The sequence below is a fragment of the Brenneria sp. hezel4-2-4 genome (genome assembly GCF_013155275.1).
Lineage (GTDB): Bacteria > Pseudomonadota > Gammaproteobacteria > Enterobacterales > Enterobacteriaceae > Brenneria.
This window is the reverse complement of the sequence record NZ_JABJXS010000002.1, coordinates 509,718-523,369: the sequence shown is the minus strand read 5'-3', so window position 1 is coordinate 523,369 and position 13,652 is coordinate 509,718. Positions and strand designations below refer to the sequence as shown.

11 protein-coding genes are annotated in these 13,652 nt (G+C 52.8%); 2 read left to right on the top strand and 9 right to left on the bottom strand.

Features of this window, described 5'->3' with window-relative positions; genetic code table 11:
- Nucleotides 1-18 precede the first annotated feature (18 nt).
- Nucleotides 19-960: a D-ribose ABC transporter substrate-binding protein gene (locus tag HOY33_RS06250; protein ID WP_172289337.1), complete on the bottom strand. Its 942-nt coding sequence runs from the start codon at nucleotides 958-960 to the stop codon at nucleotides 19-21.
- Between the two features lie 240 nt (nucleotides 961-1,200).
- On the bottom strand, nucleotides 1,201-1,974 hold the full coding sequence (gene pgpB / locus HOY33_RS06245) for a phosphatidylglycerophosphatase B (RefSeq protein ID WP_172289336.1): 774 nt from the start codon (nucleotides 1,972-1,974) through the stop codon (nucleotides 1,201-1,203).
- Nucleotides 1,975-2,232: 258 nt separating this feature from the next.
- Here pgpB and ribA point away from each other — a divergent pair, with 258 nt between their 5' ends.
- On the top strand, nucleotides 2,233-2,826 hold the full coding sequence (gene ribA, locus HOY33_RS06240; RefSeq protein WP_172289335.1) for a GTP cyclohydrolase II: 594 nt from the start codon (nucleotides 2,233-2,235) through the stop codon (nucleotides 2,824-2,826).
- Between the two features lie 69 nt (nucleotides 2,827-2,895).
- Here the strand turns inward: ribA and HOY33_RS06235 are convergent, their stop codons facing one another.
- From HOY33_RS06235 to acnA, 3 genes are all read right to left on the bottom strand, one after another.
- On the bottom strand, nucleotides 2,896-4,122 hold the full coding sequence (locus tag HOY33_RS06235; RefSeq protein ID WP_172289334.1) for an OprD family outer membrane porin: 1,227 nt from the start codon (nucleotides 4,120-4,122) through the stop codon (nucleotides 2,896-2,898).
- A 65-nt stretch (nucleotides 4,123-4,187) separates the two neighbouring features.
- The gene (locus HOY33_RS06230) at nucleotides 4,188-5,711 is read right to left on the bottom strand and encodes an FAD-dependent oxidoreductase (RefSeq protein WP_172289333.1); all 1,524 of its coding nucleotides are present in this window, start codon (nucleotides 5,709-5,711) and stop codon (nucleotides 4,188-4,190) included.
- Nucleotides 5,712-6,281: 570 nt separating this feature from the next.
- The gene (gene acnA, locus HOY33_RS06225) at nucleotides 6,282-8,957 is read right to left on the bottom strand and encodes an aconitate hydratase AcnA (protein WP_172289332.1); all 2,676 of its coding nucleotides are present in this window, start codon (nucleotides 8,955-8,957) and stop codon (nucleotides 6,282-6,284) included.
- 392 nt (nucleotides 8,958-9,349) lie between these two features.
- Between acnA and gstA the strand changes: the two genes are divergently transcribed.
- Complete coding sequence (gene gstA / locus HOY33_RS06220; RefSeq protein WP_172289331.1) at nucleotides 9,350-9,958, top strand: glutathione transferase GstA; 609 nt, start codon at nucleotides 9,350-9,352, stop codon at nucleotides 9,956-9,958.
- A gap of 76 nt (nucleotides 9,959-10,034) precedes the next feature.
- Here the strand turns inward: gstA and pdxY are convergent, their stop codons facing one another.
- The 4 genes from pdxY to HOY33_RS06200 form a co-directional block, all read right to left on the bottom strand.
- On the bottom strand, nucleotides 10,035-10,892 hold the full coding sequence (gene pdxY / locus HOY33_RS06215; protein ID WP_172289330.1) for a pyridoxal kinase PdxY: 858 nt from the start codon (nucleotides 10,890-10,892) through the stop codon (nucleotides 10,035-10,037).
- Nucleotides 10,893-10,985: 93 nt separating this feature from the next.
- Nucleotides 10,986-12,263, bottom strand: coding sequence for a tyrosine--tRNA ligase (tyrS, locus tag HOY33_RS06210; RefSeq protein WP_172289329.1), 1,278 nt, complete (start codon nucleotides 12,261-12,263; stop codon nucleotides 10,986-10,988).
- A 211-nt stretch (nucleotides 12,264-12,474) separates the two neighbouring features.
- Nucleotides 12,475-13,158, bottom strand: a complete 684-nt coding sequence (gene pdxH / locus HOY33_RS06205; protein WP_172289328.1) for a pyridoxamine 5'-phosphate oxidase — start codon at nucleotides 13,156-13,158, stop codon at nucleotides 12,475-12,477.
- A gap of 167 nt (nucleotides 13,159-13,325) precedes the next feature.
- Nucleotides 13,326-13,637 (bottom strand): MliC family protein, encoded by a 312-nt coding sequence (locus tag HOY33_RS06200; protein ID WP_172289327.1) that lies wholly within the window; start codon nucleotides 13,635-13,637, stop codon nucleotides 13,326-13,328.
- Between the last annotated feature and the right edge of the window lie 15 nt (nucleotides 13,638-13,652).

Sequence of the window (13,652 nt, the reverse complement as noted above, 5' to 3'; positions counted from 1 at the left end):
TTTACGGTTGCCGCGCGCTTAGGGTTTCAACGCAAAGGTATTGAGCTTGCCGGCGTTGGATTCATCAATCAGAATGCAGTCCATCAACTGCTTTTCGTCATGCTGGGCTTTACCGTTCTTCAGGTAATAGTCGGCCTGTTCCACCGCCATCTGGGCCTGCTCCCAGCCGGGTTGCAGCACCGTCGCCTTGATGTTGCCTTTATTGATAATGGAATCGCGCACGTAGTCGCTGCCGTCAAACCCCACCACAATGACATCATGCCGCCCCGCCGCCTTTAGCGCCGCTTCGGCGCCCAGCGCCATGGTGTCGTTGCCGGAAATGACCCCGGTGATATCCGGATTAGCCTGTAGGATGGCTTCCATTCGGTTGAAAGCTTCGGTCTGGCTCCAGTTGGCGGTCTGCCGGGCAACCATCTTCAGATCCTGGTATTCATCGATCACGTCGTGATAGCCCTGGGAACGAACGTGCGCGTTGGTGTCTGACTCACGGCCGATCAATTCCACGTATTTGCCTTTTTGCCCCATCAATTCAACAAACTTCTCGGCGCCAAGCTGCGCGCCCTGATAGTTATTGGAAACAATCTGCGCCACCGCGACGCCGGTTTCATTAATCTCGCGATCGATGAGAAAGGCCGGTATTCCCGCCGCTTTGGCTTTTTTCAACGGCCCGATGGTGGCATCGGCGCCGGCGTTATCCAGCACGATGGCTTTGGCCTTGCGGGCAATCGCCGTTTCAATCAGCTGGTTTTGCTTGCTCACGTCATCATCGTGGGAAGCGACCAGGGTGGTGTAACCCAATTCAGTGGCCTTGGCCTTGGCGCCTTCCGCCTCGGCTTTAAAAAAAGGGTTATCGTGGGATGGCGTAATAATGGCAATCAGCCCGTTGTCGGCCGCATAGGCAGCGGCGGAAAGGGAAAGCATGATCGCCGTCAGGCAGGGTTTCAGTAGGTAAGGTTTCATTATTATTCCTCTCATTGAATATATATTCAATATTGAATTAACATTCAAATGGAGTTTTGCAAGCAAAATGGAAATTGTCCAATGGTAAAAACAGGAATAGCGAAGCAGCTCACAAATTGTTTACATTTGTGATTCAACGCAGAGTAAGGCGGGAATTGAGCGGTACGCAGGCGGATGACGGCCGGTCATCCGCGGAGATTCAGAAGAGTATTAAGGCGCATAATGCGCCGTTTGGGCGATTTACGCTTTCCTCTGAGAAGCGTCATCCTGTTGCTGCTCGGCGATTTCTTCACGTCGCAGCGAAAGCGGGCCGCACCAGCGCTGGGCCAGCCAGCAGGCAACGATCACCAGCAACCAGCTTATCAGCGTGGCAACCACCAGATCCTGCGGCCAATGCATCCCCAATACCAGACGACTTCCCATCACCGCGCTCGCCCACAACATTAAAACCACCACCGTTTTGTAATGCCGGCGCGCCCACAACAATCCGACGCCCAGCAACGCCCAGGTGGCGGCGAACATCGTATGCCCGGACGGAAAAGCGAACCCGGTTTCAAACTGCCAGTGATGACGCAGCCATTGGGGGATCTGCGCTTCGTCTTGCAGTTGGTTTTTTACCAGCGCCGAGCGCTCCTTGCGCGGCAGAGAATAGAAGTAGCCTTCGTCGATCTGGTGATTTTTTTCCAGCCAGACGACGAACGGACGCGACTCCTGCACCCACTCTTTGATCGCCGACTTCATCCCCTGGCCGATCAGAACCGTGATAATCATGATCGCCAGCAGGCCGAGCGCCGGTTTCAGTCGAAATCGCAAGCACCACAGAAACCAGACGCTTAATATCGTGCTGGTTAAAATGCCCCACGGCGACGTCACCGTCTCTGTCGTCCAGAACAACATCCGCAACCATAGCCCGCTATCTTTCGGTTGCCACTGCCATCCGCTAGCCCAAATAATCAATGGCATTAGCAGCAGAAATGCCGCACCGATAGTGGTCCGTCTGGCGATTTCGTACATCATTTCTTCCTATAATTCAGTGTGATGACTGAAACAATATTTTCACAATTCTATCAGAAAAACCGACATCAACGGTCAGTATGGCGTAAAATAGCTCCCGGTTTCGTCAATGAGCGAACATCGCCGTAAAATTCTTGAGCCGCCTGAACACGATCGGCGAGTGCAATGCCCTAACTTTTCAGCTATGGCTTTTTGCTGGTCAAGACCCCAATCCGGCAGTAGGATGCGCGTCAGCATTTTTGTTTTTTGGAGAATAACATGCAGCTAAAACGGGTGGCAGATGCCAAATTACCCACCCCCTGGGGCGATTTCCTGATGGTGGGATTTGAAGAATTAGCCACAGGACACGATCACCTCGCATTGGTTTATGGTGATATTTCCGGCCCGATCCCGGTTCTGGCGCGGGTGCACTCTGAATGCCTGACAGGTGATGCATTGTTTAGCCTGCGTTGTGACTGTGGTTTTCAGCTTGAAGCCGCCCTGAGCCATATCGCCGAAGAAAGCCGCGGCGTCCTGCTGTATCACCGGCAGGAAGGCCGCAATATTGGTTTGCTGAATAAAATTCGCGCCTATGCGTTGCAGGATTTGGGCGCGGATACCGTTGAAGCGAATCACCAGTTGGGCTTTGCCGCCGACGAGCGCGACTTCACATTATGTGCGGACATGTTCAAGCTGCTGGGTATTGATGAAGTCCGACTGCTGACCAATAATCCGCAAAAAGTAAAAATCCTCAATGAAGCCGGCATTAATATCGTCGAGCGGGTGCCGCTACTGGTCGGCCGCAACCCGAAGAATGAACGCTATCTGGCGACGAAAGCCGCCAAGATGGGCCATCTGCTGGATATGAAATAGCCGGATAAAGCCAGGTCAGGCGAGTCGCCTGACCTGACGGCGCGCAACAAAAAAACATTCGGTTAGGTTTTATTTTCCGCCGAGAACAAAGCTGTAACGGAGATAAAACCGTAAATCATTGAGGTTCTCCCCTTTCTCCGCATCGATGATCGCATAACGCACCCGCGCGCTGAGTCCTTCAAGCGCGCCGGAAAAGTCATACTGAACGCTAAAATCGGTCTCGTTGACATCCTGCGCCTGCTGCGAGAAATACTGAACGCTGTTGGTATCGTAATAGGCGTGGAATACATAGGCGCTAAGCCCTTTGATGCCTATTTGAGAGAAATCATAGGCCACTCTCAGCGCGTAAGCCGTTTCATCGGCCCGGCCTGCGGCGTTGACCTGCTGTATGATGACTCTTTCATCTCCCCAGGGCGTATACAGCTCGTCGTCGCCGGTCTTGGCGTAAAAAGCCGCCACATTGAAACCGTGGGCTTTGAAACCGGTATTGAAGCCATACTGGTAAGTGTCGAACGCCCGGCCGCCCAACTCATCGCCGATTGACTTTTGGAACAACACCGACGGAACGAAAAACAGCTCGTAGTCGCCGACCTTCTTCGCCGCGTGAACTTTAAAGAAACCGGAGTCGAATACATCGTCCATATGGTACATCCAGCCCTGGAGCTGAACTTGCGCGGAATCGAAAGGCAGCGTGTATTTCACGCCGCCGACCATAAGATCCCGGTTAACTTCTTCGCCATTCACGGTGATCAGAGAAGTGAACCTATCGTCCCACCAGCCGGCGAAGTCGGTCATGTAGTACGCCGACAGTTCCAGATTTTCTATGGCGTTGTTCACCGCGGAAAAGCCTCTGTAGGTCTTGGGCATCAGCCTTACGTCATGCGCATTCATAAAGGGCGTATTGGCTTCCTGGGCGCCGAATTTCATTTTGGTATCGAACCATTCGCCCTGAATATAATATTCCTGAAGGCGGGAGAGACTTTGATGCTTGTTGGTGCCGTATCCCTTAACCAGACCATAAACACTGTGGTCATCATTGCTGCCGAGATCATTGGCGCTGGCGAAAGCGGCGCCCGCGCTCAATCCATTAACCGCGGCGGTGTGATAGTAGAATAACGTGCCGGTGGCTAAATCGGCGCGTTTATCACTTTCTTCGAACTCTCGTTCGAAATAATAGGTTCTCAGTTCCCCCTTGAGCGTTCCCTGTTCAAAGGCCTGTTTCAGATTGTCTGCTGCAAATACCGGGGAGCCTGACACCAAGGCGATTACGATTGATAATAAAGCCAGAGCTTTCATTTTGCGTCCCTCTCGAAAAAATGAAAAATACCCGCGCCAATAGGCAGCGGGTTAATAGCGGATAATTATTTTATGTATTTGACCGCGTTTTCAGCGGCGATCCGACCTGAGTTCAGCGCAAAGGCGAAACTGGCTCCGCCCATTTCAAGGTCATAACTGTCGCCGTACATGCCGCCCGCATCAAGCCCGCCGGCGTAAAGCCCGGGAATCGCTTTTCCCTGAGCAGTGACGACCTCTGTTTTCTCATTGATCCGGATACCGCCGAACGTCCCCAGCGCTCTGGGCTGAAGTTTCGTCACATAGAACGGGCCTATTTCCACCGGACGCAGGAAATCGGCGTTTTTAAAGAACTGTTCGTCCTTATGCCTTGCCGCCGCGTTGTTGTTTTGCGCAATGGTTTCTTTAAGCACGTCAGGATCAGCACCGATTTTTTGCGCAACCTCCTCGATGGTGCCGCATTTGAAAACGTTGCCGTTGTTCTTGGCGAGCTCTTTATTGAATTCCTCGTCGAGTTTATCCAGCCGGGTGCCATAGGTTACCCATTCGCCTATCGGCATCTGGATACCTTCGTTCAGAAACAGTTGTCTTGTCTGCTCGTCGTAGATGGAGTAAGCCACGCCGCCGATTCGCTCCAGCGCATTGCCGGAGAATGGCCACTCGGCGATGTTGTACTCATCGGTGTATCTTCTGCCGTTGGGGTCAACGTAAAGGTAGGGCTGAACGGCGGCGGCGATAAGGTGCGACTTGGTGGAAAAATCAGCCAGGCCGGGGCGATAGGAGATCATAATCTCCGCGCCCTCCTCGGCGGCGCCCGCTTCCCAGGCCATCTGAATGCCTTCGCCGTCTTTACCCGCCTGACCCACCATGATCACGTCGGGAAATCTGGAGTATTTTTGCAGCATTTCCTTATTGTTGCCGTAACCGCCGGTTCCGATGACGACCGCTTTGGCGTTGACGATCACTTTCTCGCCGTCTTTGTTTACGCCTTCAACGCCAACCACCCGGTCATCTTTTTTGATCAGTTTCTTGCCGGGGGTCTGGAGCAGCACCGTGCCGCCCAGGTCGCGGAACTTCTTGTCAAGCGCCACCATCACGGCATTACCGTGGTGATAGCGTTTGCCGTTAAGCTCCAGTTCGCCTACCACATGCCAGGTCAGAGGCCCGCCGAACCCTCCTACGCCGATGAACTCATAATTCACGCCGAATTGTCGCAACCATTCGAGGGTTTCGGCGGATTTGAGGACGATGGCGCTGACAAGAGGCGCATTGGCGCGCCAGTGGCTGTAATTCATGATCGCCTGGAAGGCGAATTTTTTGGAGACATCAATACCCTGTCTTTTTTGCATCGCGCTTTCCGCGGCGAAAATACCTTCGGCGAAGTTGGCCGAACCTCCCATAATGGCCTGTTTTTCCAATATGATTACCTCAGCCCCGAGCATTTTTGCCTGTACGCCCGCAGCGAGACCCGTAGCGCCCCCACCGACGACGACGATATCGGTGTTGTATACCTGATCCGCATGGACAGGGAGAGAAAACAGCGCCGCCCCGAACGCGGCGAGCAGGATTCTGATAGGAAATAAACGTTTCATAAGTCAACCTCTCTTTATCTCTATTCTTATTATTGAGTTTCTTATCGCCGACGCTTTAACGCCTTGTTCAGCATTCCTTTTTCAAATGGCGACGGCGTTGGCTTATTTTTTAACCATTCAAATCACATGGATATTTTTTCGATGTCATACAGCGACAGCTGGAAATTTATATCCGCGGTTATTAACGGTATTTGATTTAAAAAGAGAGTTATGCCTGACTGGCATCCACAAAAGGAAACGGACGATTGAATACGAAGACAACCCGGTTATGACAAACGCGTTCGCTATCGCCCTAAGACTATCCTGATGACGTCTGAAAACCAGAGCGCCGAGAGAGTTCCGACCCTGCATATCCGTGAGGACAGGTTGTCTTCCCCAGCTTGCAGGGCGATAAACTCTCGCCGGAAAACGGCAACTCCGTCGAGAACCTTAGCGCAGCGCACCGGGTGGAACTGTGAACGTTGTCATTAACCGTACGAAATACAATCACCTCAATGATTAGAATTTGATCCAGCGCGTAGTCTGCCCACCGTTATCCCGATACCGGGAGCCGCCGGTATCGGGCATGGCTCAGAGCATATTGCGGATCACATAATGCAGGATGCCATCATTCTGGTAATAGGTGAGTTCGTTGCGGGTATCAATACGGCAACGGGTTTTAATCACTTCATTTCTCCCTTCGCCATCGGTAATAACCACATCTACCGACGCGCCGGGCGTCAAGCGGTTTAATCCCGTAATGGAAATTTGCTCATCGCCGCTCAGCATCAACGTTTTACGCGTCACCCCAAGCGGGAACTCCAACGGCAGGATCCCCATACCGATCAGATTGGAACGGTGAATACGCTCGAATGATTCGGCGATCACCACACGCACTCCCAGCAAACGCGGGCCTTTCGCCGCCCAGTCCCGGCTGGATCCTGAGCCATACTCCTTTCCGGCAAACAGCGCCAGCGGGACATTTTCTTCCTGATAGCGCATCGCCGCGTCATAGATTGTCATCACATTTTGCGAAGGAATATGCCGGGTATATCCCCCTTCCTTTTCCGGCACCATTTCGTTGCGGATACGGATATTGGCGAAGGTGCCGCGCATCATCACTTCATGATTTCCGCGCCGCGAACCATAAGAGTTAAACTCTTTGGTCTCGACGCCGCGATCCAGTAAGTAGCGGCCGGCCGGGCTGTCCCGTTTGATATTACCCGCCGGGGAGATATGGTCGGTGGTGACGGAGTCGCCCAGCATCGCCAGAATGCGGGCGTTATGGATATCCTGCACCGGTTCCGGCTCTTTCCCCATGGTAAGGAAGAATGGCGTCTGACGAATATAGGTCGACTCCTGGGGCCACTGGTAGGTGGGATTGTCATCGACCTCGATGTCTTTCCACTCCTGCGTACCTTCAAATACCGCGGCATATTGTTTATGAAACATATCCGCGCTGACATTCAATACCGCATTGGCCACCTCTTTCGCCGAAGGCCAGATATCCTTCAGATAAACCGGCCGACCTTCCCGATCTTCACCCAGCGGCTCACGGGTAAGATCAATATTCATATTTCCTGCCAGCGCATACGCCACAACCAGCGGCGGCGAGGCCAGCCAGTTGGTTTTCACCAGCGGATGGATACGGCCTTCAAAGTTACGATTTCCCGATAGCACCGCGCCTACGGTTAAATCTCCGGCTTTAATCGCCGCCTCAATGGATTCGGGTAGCGGCCCTGAATTACCGATACAGGTCGTGCAGCCGTAACCCACCAAATTAAAACCCAGTTCATCAAGATAGGCCGTCAGTCCCGCTTTGGCGTAGTAATCGGTTACCACCCGGGAGCCGGGAGCCAACGATGTTTTAACCCAGGGTTTTTTCTTCAGCCCGCGTTTTACCGCATTCTTGGCCAGTAATCCGGCCGCCATCAACACGCTGGGATTTGACGTATTGGTACAGGAGGTGATCGCCGCAATCACCACGGCGCCCTGATACAAGCGGTGCGTCTCACCGGCCAGCGTGAATTCTTCATAGTCCGGCCGGTTTTTCACCGTATTGACGTCCAGCTCCCTGCTGGCGTTAAACGCCTGCGGCACGGCGCTCAGCGCCACTCTGTCCTGCGGCCGTTTAGGGCCGGCGAGGCTGGTTTCAACGCTACCCAGATCCAGCGTCAGCTGACTGGTGAATACCGGTTCGTCGCCGGCATTTCGCCACAATCCCTGTTGCTTGCTATAGGCTTCCACCAGTTCGATTTGCTCTTCGCTGCGGTTAGTCAGCCGCATATATTCCAGCGTAATGTGGTCAACCGGGAAAAAGCCGCAGGTGGCGCCGTATTCCGGGGCCATATTGGCGATGGTGGCCCGGTCGGCCAACGGCAAATAATCCAGACCGTCGCCGTAGAACTCAACAAATTTCCCGACCACGCCATGTTTGCGCAACATTTGGGTCACGGTGAGCACCAGATCGGTCGCCGTGATCCCCTCGCGCATTTTTCCGGTCAATTTAACGCCCACCACGTCCGGGATAAGCATCGAAATCGGCTGCCCCAGCATCGCGGCTTCCGCTTCAATCCCCCCGACGCCCCACCCCAGCACGCCAAGGCCGTTAATCATGGTGGTATGTGAATCCGTCCCGACCAGCGTGTCGGGATAAGCCATCAGCTTATCCTGCCGTTTTTCATACCACACCGCTTTCGCCAGATATTCGAGATTAACCTGGTGGCAAATGCCGGTTCCCGGCGGCACCACGCTGAAGTGGCTGAACGCATTTTGTCCCCAACGCAGAAACTGGTATCGCTCATAGTTGCGCTCCATTTCCAACTGGGTGTTGTCCAGCAGCGCTTGCTCATCGCCAAAGTGGTCTACCGTCACCGAATGGTCGATAACCAGATCAACCGGCGACAACGGGTTCACTTTATTAACGTCACCGCCCAGGCGCTCCACCGCCGCGCGCATCGCGGCAAGATCGACCACCGCAGGTACGCCGGTAAAATCCTGCATCAGCACGCGCGCCGGACGATAGGCGATTTCCCGCTCGACATGCCCGGTTTTCAGCCATGAAACCACGGCCAGAAGATCGTCGTGCTGAACCGTATCGCCATCCAGATGGCGTAACAGGTTTTCCAATAATACTTTTAACGACTTGGGTAAGTTATCAATCGTTCCAAGCTGCCGGGCCGCCAGGGGCAAACTGTAATAGTGATAGGTTTGTTGCCGCACCCTAAGCGTATCCAGGCAGGTGTCGCGAAGAAAATGAGATGACATGCTTCCTCCCAAAGTGACCTGATTAGTCATTATTTTGTGTCAACCGACCATTCAATATCCAGCCTGAACATACGGTCTTGTTTAAATATAACACAAACAAATAATAACATTTTCGCAACATGCAATATGAATGCAGCGATAGCCTATGACGATTAATAAAAGTCTGAAGGAAGGTTTAGACTGCGACTAAATTAAGTAAAGTTAACGGTCTTTTTGACCGATATAAATAAAGCCAACAGGTAATTTTTTCATTGCTTTTTTGTATGACTAATGTTTTGCAAGACGCTTCACAACCTGATATCAAGATTTATAGTAAAAATACAAAATACGTTTATTAAATAAACGGTAGCCCATCTTTTGATGGATAAAATAATAATATCAAGGGGTTATATATGAAACTGTTTTACAAGCCTGAAAGCAGTTCCCTTTTTACTCATATCGTTTTGCTGGAGTCCAAGTTGGACTTCAAACTTGAAAAGGTGGATCTCAAAACTAGGAAAACTGAACGCGGTATCGATTATCTGTCGATTAATCCTAAAGGGCTGGTGCCGGCCTTGTTACTGGACGACGGCACCGTGTTGACCGAAGGCGTCGCCATTGCCCAGTACGTCGCAGACCGGGTTCCGCACTGCAACCTTATCGCCCCCATTGGCAGCATGGCGCGTTACCACACCATTGAGTGGCTTAACTACATCGCCACGGAGTTGCATAAATCCTTTGCCCCCATATTTCGTCCCGGTACGCCGGAAACCTATAAAGAACTGTTATTTGAATATCTACAGGTGAGGTTTCGTTATATCAACCTGGTGCTGAGTGAACAGAACTACCTGGTCGCCAACCGTTTTAGCATCGCGGACGCCTACCTGTTTACGGTTATGCGCTGGGCGCAGTCATTGAAGCTGGATATGTTCCGTCATCCGGCGCTGGCCGCTTATCTTGAACACATCGCCGCCAGGCCGTCGGTTGCAACGGCGCTCAAAGTTGAAAGGTTGAAAGGTTGAAAGGTTGAAAGGTTGAAAGGTTAAAGAGTAAAGCGCGCGGCGAGTCGCCATGCGCTTTATTTTATTATCCGTGACGCTACAAACGTACCGCCTGAAAATGATGACGCGGATTCGCGATGCCTTCCTGAGCGGCGACCAGTTGCAGTTCATAGGCGTTCATTTCTTTGGTCATCAGCATAACCTCGTAAACCGCCGACGTGGTGTGCTCCAACGCTTTATCCAGCGCAACGCCCTTGAGTAAATTCACCAGCAACACTCCGCTGGTCAAATCGCCGACGCCGACGGGCTGACGTTCAAATTCAACCAGCGGACGGCTGATGTGCCAGGCATCCGTCGGCGTCACCAGCAGCATTTCAAAGCTGTCATGACGATAAGCCGCCCGGCTGAGATGCTTGACCAGCACAATTTCCGGGCCTTGCGCGCATAGCGCCCGAGCCGCCGCCACCGCTTCTTCCACATTATGTACGGTATGACCGCTGAGCAGCTCCAGTTCAGGCAGGTTGGGCGCAATCATATCGGCAGCCTGTAACGACCGGCGGCAATGGAACTCCGACACGCCCGGCGCCACGATACACCCTTTTTCCGGCGTTCCCATTACCGGATCACAGAAATAGAGCGCCTCGGGATTCGCCGCTTTGACTCTCCGGACAATCTCTAAAATATGCTCGCCCTGTTCAGCCGAACCAATGTAACCGCTCAGCACCGCATCGCAATCTTTCAGACGATCAATATCCGCGATGCCTTGAACGATCTCGGTTAAATGACTGGCGGACATAACGCAACCGGTCCAATGGCCGTATTGCGTATGATTGGAAAACTGCACTGTATTCAGCGGCCAAACGTTTGCGCCCATGCGCCGCATCGGAAATTCGGCGGCGCTATTCCCCGCGTGTCCAAAAACAACATGTGACTGAATAGAAAGTATATTTTTCATTACGTATGACTCAAATCCTTGCCTGCGCAACTGCGCATCAATAACGGCTGACAAAATACAGGGAGCTTTCGCTCCCTGTCGGCCTGTCCTTTTTTATGCTTTCCAGCAGATCAGGCAGTAATGCTTTTTACCGCGACGCAGCAAAGTATAACGGTCAAACAGACGATCGCCGTCACTGAACGCATACTCGGGATTGGCTTGTTTTTCACCGTTGATCGTCACCGCATTGGAGGCGATCATCGTGCGGGCCTGACCGCGCGACGGCACCAGCTCGGCGCTGACCAGCGCCTGTTGCAAATCGGCATTCCGCTCCAGCTCGACGAACGGCATACCGTCCTGAGCCAACTGGGCAAAATCTTCCTGCGTCATATCCTGCAAGGAACCGGAAAACAGGCTCTGTGTGATGCGGCGTGCCGCGGCCAATCCCGCTTCGCCATGCACCATACGGGTCACTTCTTCCGCCAGTACGTGCTGAGCGCGCGGCGCCTTACCGCTGTTTTTATCTTCTTCTTCCAGCGTATCAATCTCTTCCAGGCTCATGAAGGTAAAGAACTTCAGGAAGCGATAAACATCGGCGTCGGCCGTGTTGATCCAGAACTGGTAGAATTTATAAGGACTGGTTTTGCTGGCGTCCAGCCAGATTGCGCCGCCTTCGGTTTTACCGAACTTGGTGCCGTCAGTTTTGGTAATCAGCGGCACGGTCATGCCGTAAACCTGTTTCTGATTCATTCGGCGGGTCAAATCAATACCGGACGTAATGTTGCCCCACTGATCGGAGCCGCCGATTTGCAGTTCGACGCCGTACTGCTTATTCAAAGAGGTGAAGTCATATCCCTGTAGCAGATTGTAAGAAAACTCGGTAAAGGAGATCCCCACATCGTCACGGTTCAGACGCTGCTTAACCGCTTCTTTATTAATCATCTGATTAACTGAGAAATGTTTGCCGATATCGCGTAGGAAATCCAGCACATTCATATTGCCGAACCAATCGTAGTTGTTGGCCGCAATCGCGCTGTTTTCACCGCAGTCAAAGTCCAGGAACGGAGAAACCTGACGGCGGATTTTCTCCACCCATTCACGGACGGTTTCCTCGGTGTTCAGTTTACGTTCCGTTGCTTTAAAGCTGGGGTCGCCAATCAGGCCGGTCCCGCCGCCTACCAGCGCCACCGGTTTATGCCCTGCCAACTGGAAACGTTTCAGGCAAAGCAGCGGCACCAGATGCCCCAAATGCAAGCTGTCAGCAGTAGGATCGAAGCCGCAATACAGTGCAATCGGCCCTTGCGCCAGCCGCTCTGACAACGCTTCCTCATCCGTCACCTGAGCAATCAGGCCCCGCTCTTGCAATTGTTTAATCAGGTCACTACTCGCCATCGATAACTCCGTTTTTATGCAAAATGTGTCATTGTCCCGCCAAGGCAACCAGCTTGCCGGTACATATTAATAGGTATACGCATCCCGTTTAAATCAAGGCTGAAACGCCAAGCTAATCGCGCAATCCGGGCAAACACGCCGCAGGCGCGAAACGCCATAGGATAAAGCGCTCACGGCGGGAGCGCCAGAGTTTAACCAGGATATTTCAAGATTAAGGCGCTAAACGATCAACCTGCCAGCCATCATTTTGCCGTTGATAGAAGAACCGGTCATGCAGACGGTGCTCGCCGCCTTGCCAGAACTCCATGGCGTCGATAGTCACGCGGAAGCCGCCCCAGAAACTCGGCAGCGGCACTTCGCCCTGCTGAAATTTCTGTTTTAACTCCAGAAATTTGCTTTCCAGAATGCCGCGGGCAGAGATCCGGCTGGACTGTTTAGACACCCACGCGCCAATCTGACTGTCTTTGGGGCGGCTGTGGAAATACTTCAGCACGTCCAGCGCGGGCAGTTTCTCGGCACGGCCCAACACCATGACCTGCCGCTCCAGCATATGCCAGGGAAACAGCAGACTGATTTGTGGGTTGTGCATCAGATGCTGCGCTTTGCGGCTGCCCATATTGGTGTAAAACACCATGCCCTTTTCATCATAATGTTTTAACAACACGATACGCTGATAGGGTTGTCCCCGTTCATCCACCGTGGCGACCGACATCGCCGTGGGATCGGCCAGCTTCGCTTCACACGCCTGTTTTAACCAGCGCTCAAACAGATCCAGCGGGTTATCGGTGAGGTCTCTGCGGCGCAGTCCCCCGCGGGTATATTCACGGCGCAGATCGGCAATATCGAGTTCCTGAAAGGAAGGCGTGGTGCTGGAGGGCGTACTTTCCTGTGTCATAGTGTGATGATGTCCTGCTGTGGCAATAACGACTCGAAAGAGGATATGAATTTTATTATTCTGCGCCCGCGCCCGGAAAATCTCAATCAGCAACAACGCAGTCCGCCGGCCGCCGGTCAGAATCAATCCGTTCGGCCGCAATATGCGCTGTTTGCCCTATGGCATCATCATTTCAACATGCAGTCATCAACGATGACCCGTTCACCGCGCTGAATAAAGGCATGGTTTCCCTTGCTCCAGAAAGTATAGGTTCCGTCACTGTATCTGGCTCCGGAGGCGGAGACCGATTGCGGTAAGGTGTGGCGCTCCCCGTCAAGCAGAAAGCTGACCTGCGAGGCCGATTTACCCTCCTGTTGTATCGTTACCGTCAGCGGCATCGTGCCGCACTGGTAAGACAAGGTTCTAACCGATTGTTGATGATCAAAATAGCTGCATCCGCTTAATAGGATCAGCACCGCCCCTGTCAGCAGTGGTTTCATTATTTTCTCCTGTTT

Bases quoted from the DNA above. Each gene is read 5' to 3' on its own strand.
- HOY33_RS06250 (WP_172289337.1), bottom strand. From the start codon at position 960: ATGAAACCTTACCTACTGAAACCCTGCCTGACGGCGATCATGCTTTCC.
- pgpB (WP_172289336.1), bottom strand. From the start codon at position 1,974: ATGTACGAAATCGCCAGACGGACCACTATCGGTGCGGCATTTCTGCTG.
- ribA (WP_172289335.1), top strand. From the start codon at position 2,233: ATGCAGCTAAAACGGGTGGCAGATGCCAAATTACCCACCCCCTGGGGC.
- HOY33_RS06235 (WP_172289334.1), bottom strand. From the start codon at position 4,122: ATGAAAGCTCTGGCTTTATTATCAATCGTAATCGCCTTGGTGTCAGGC.
- HOY33_RS06230 (WP_172289333.1), bottom strand. From the start codon at position 5,711: ATGAAACGTTTATTTCCTATCAGAATCCTGCTCGCCGCGTTCGGGGCG.
- acnA (WP_172289332.1), bottom strand. From the start codon at position 8,957: ATGTCATCTCATTTTCTTCGCGACACCTGCCTGGATACGCTTAGGGTG.
- gstA (WP_172289331.1), top strand. From the start codon at position 9,350: ATGAAACTGTTTTACAAGCCTGAAAGCAGTTCCCTTTTTACTCATATC.
- pdxY (WP_172289330.1), bottom strand. From the start codon at position 10,892: ATGAAAAATATACTTTCTATTCAGTCACATGTTGTTTTTGGACACGCG.
- tyrS (WP_172289329.1), bottom strand. From the start codon at position 12,263: ATGGCGAGTAGTGACCTGATTAAACAATTGCAAGAGCGGGGCCTGATT.
- pdxH (WP_172289328.1), bottom strand. From the start codon at position 13,158: ATGACACAGGAAAGTACGCCCTCCAGCACCACGCCTTCCTTTCAGGAA.
- HOY33_RS06200 (WP_172289327.1), bottom strand. From the start codon at position 13,637: ATGAAACCACTGCTGACAGGGGCGGTGCTGATCCTATTAAGCGGATGC.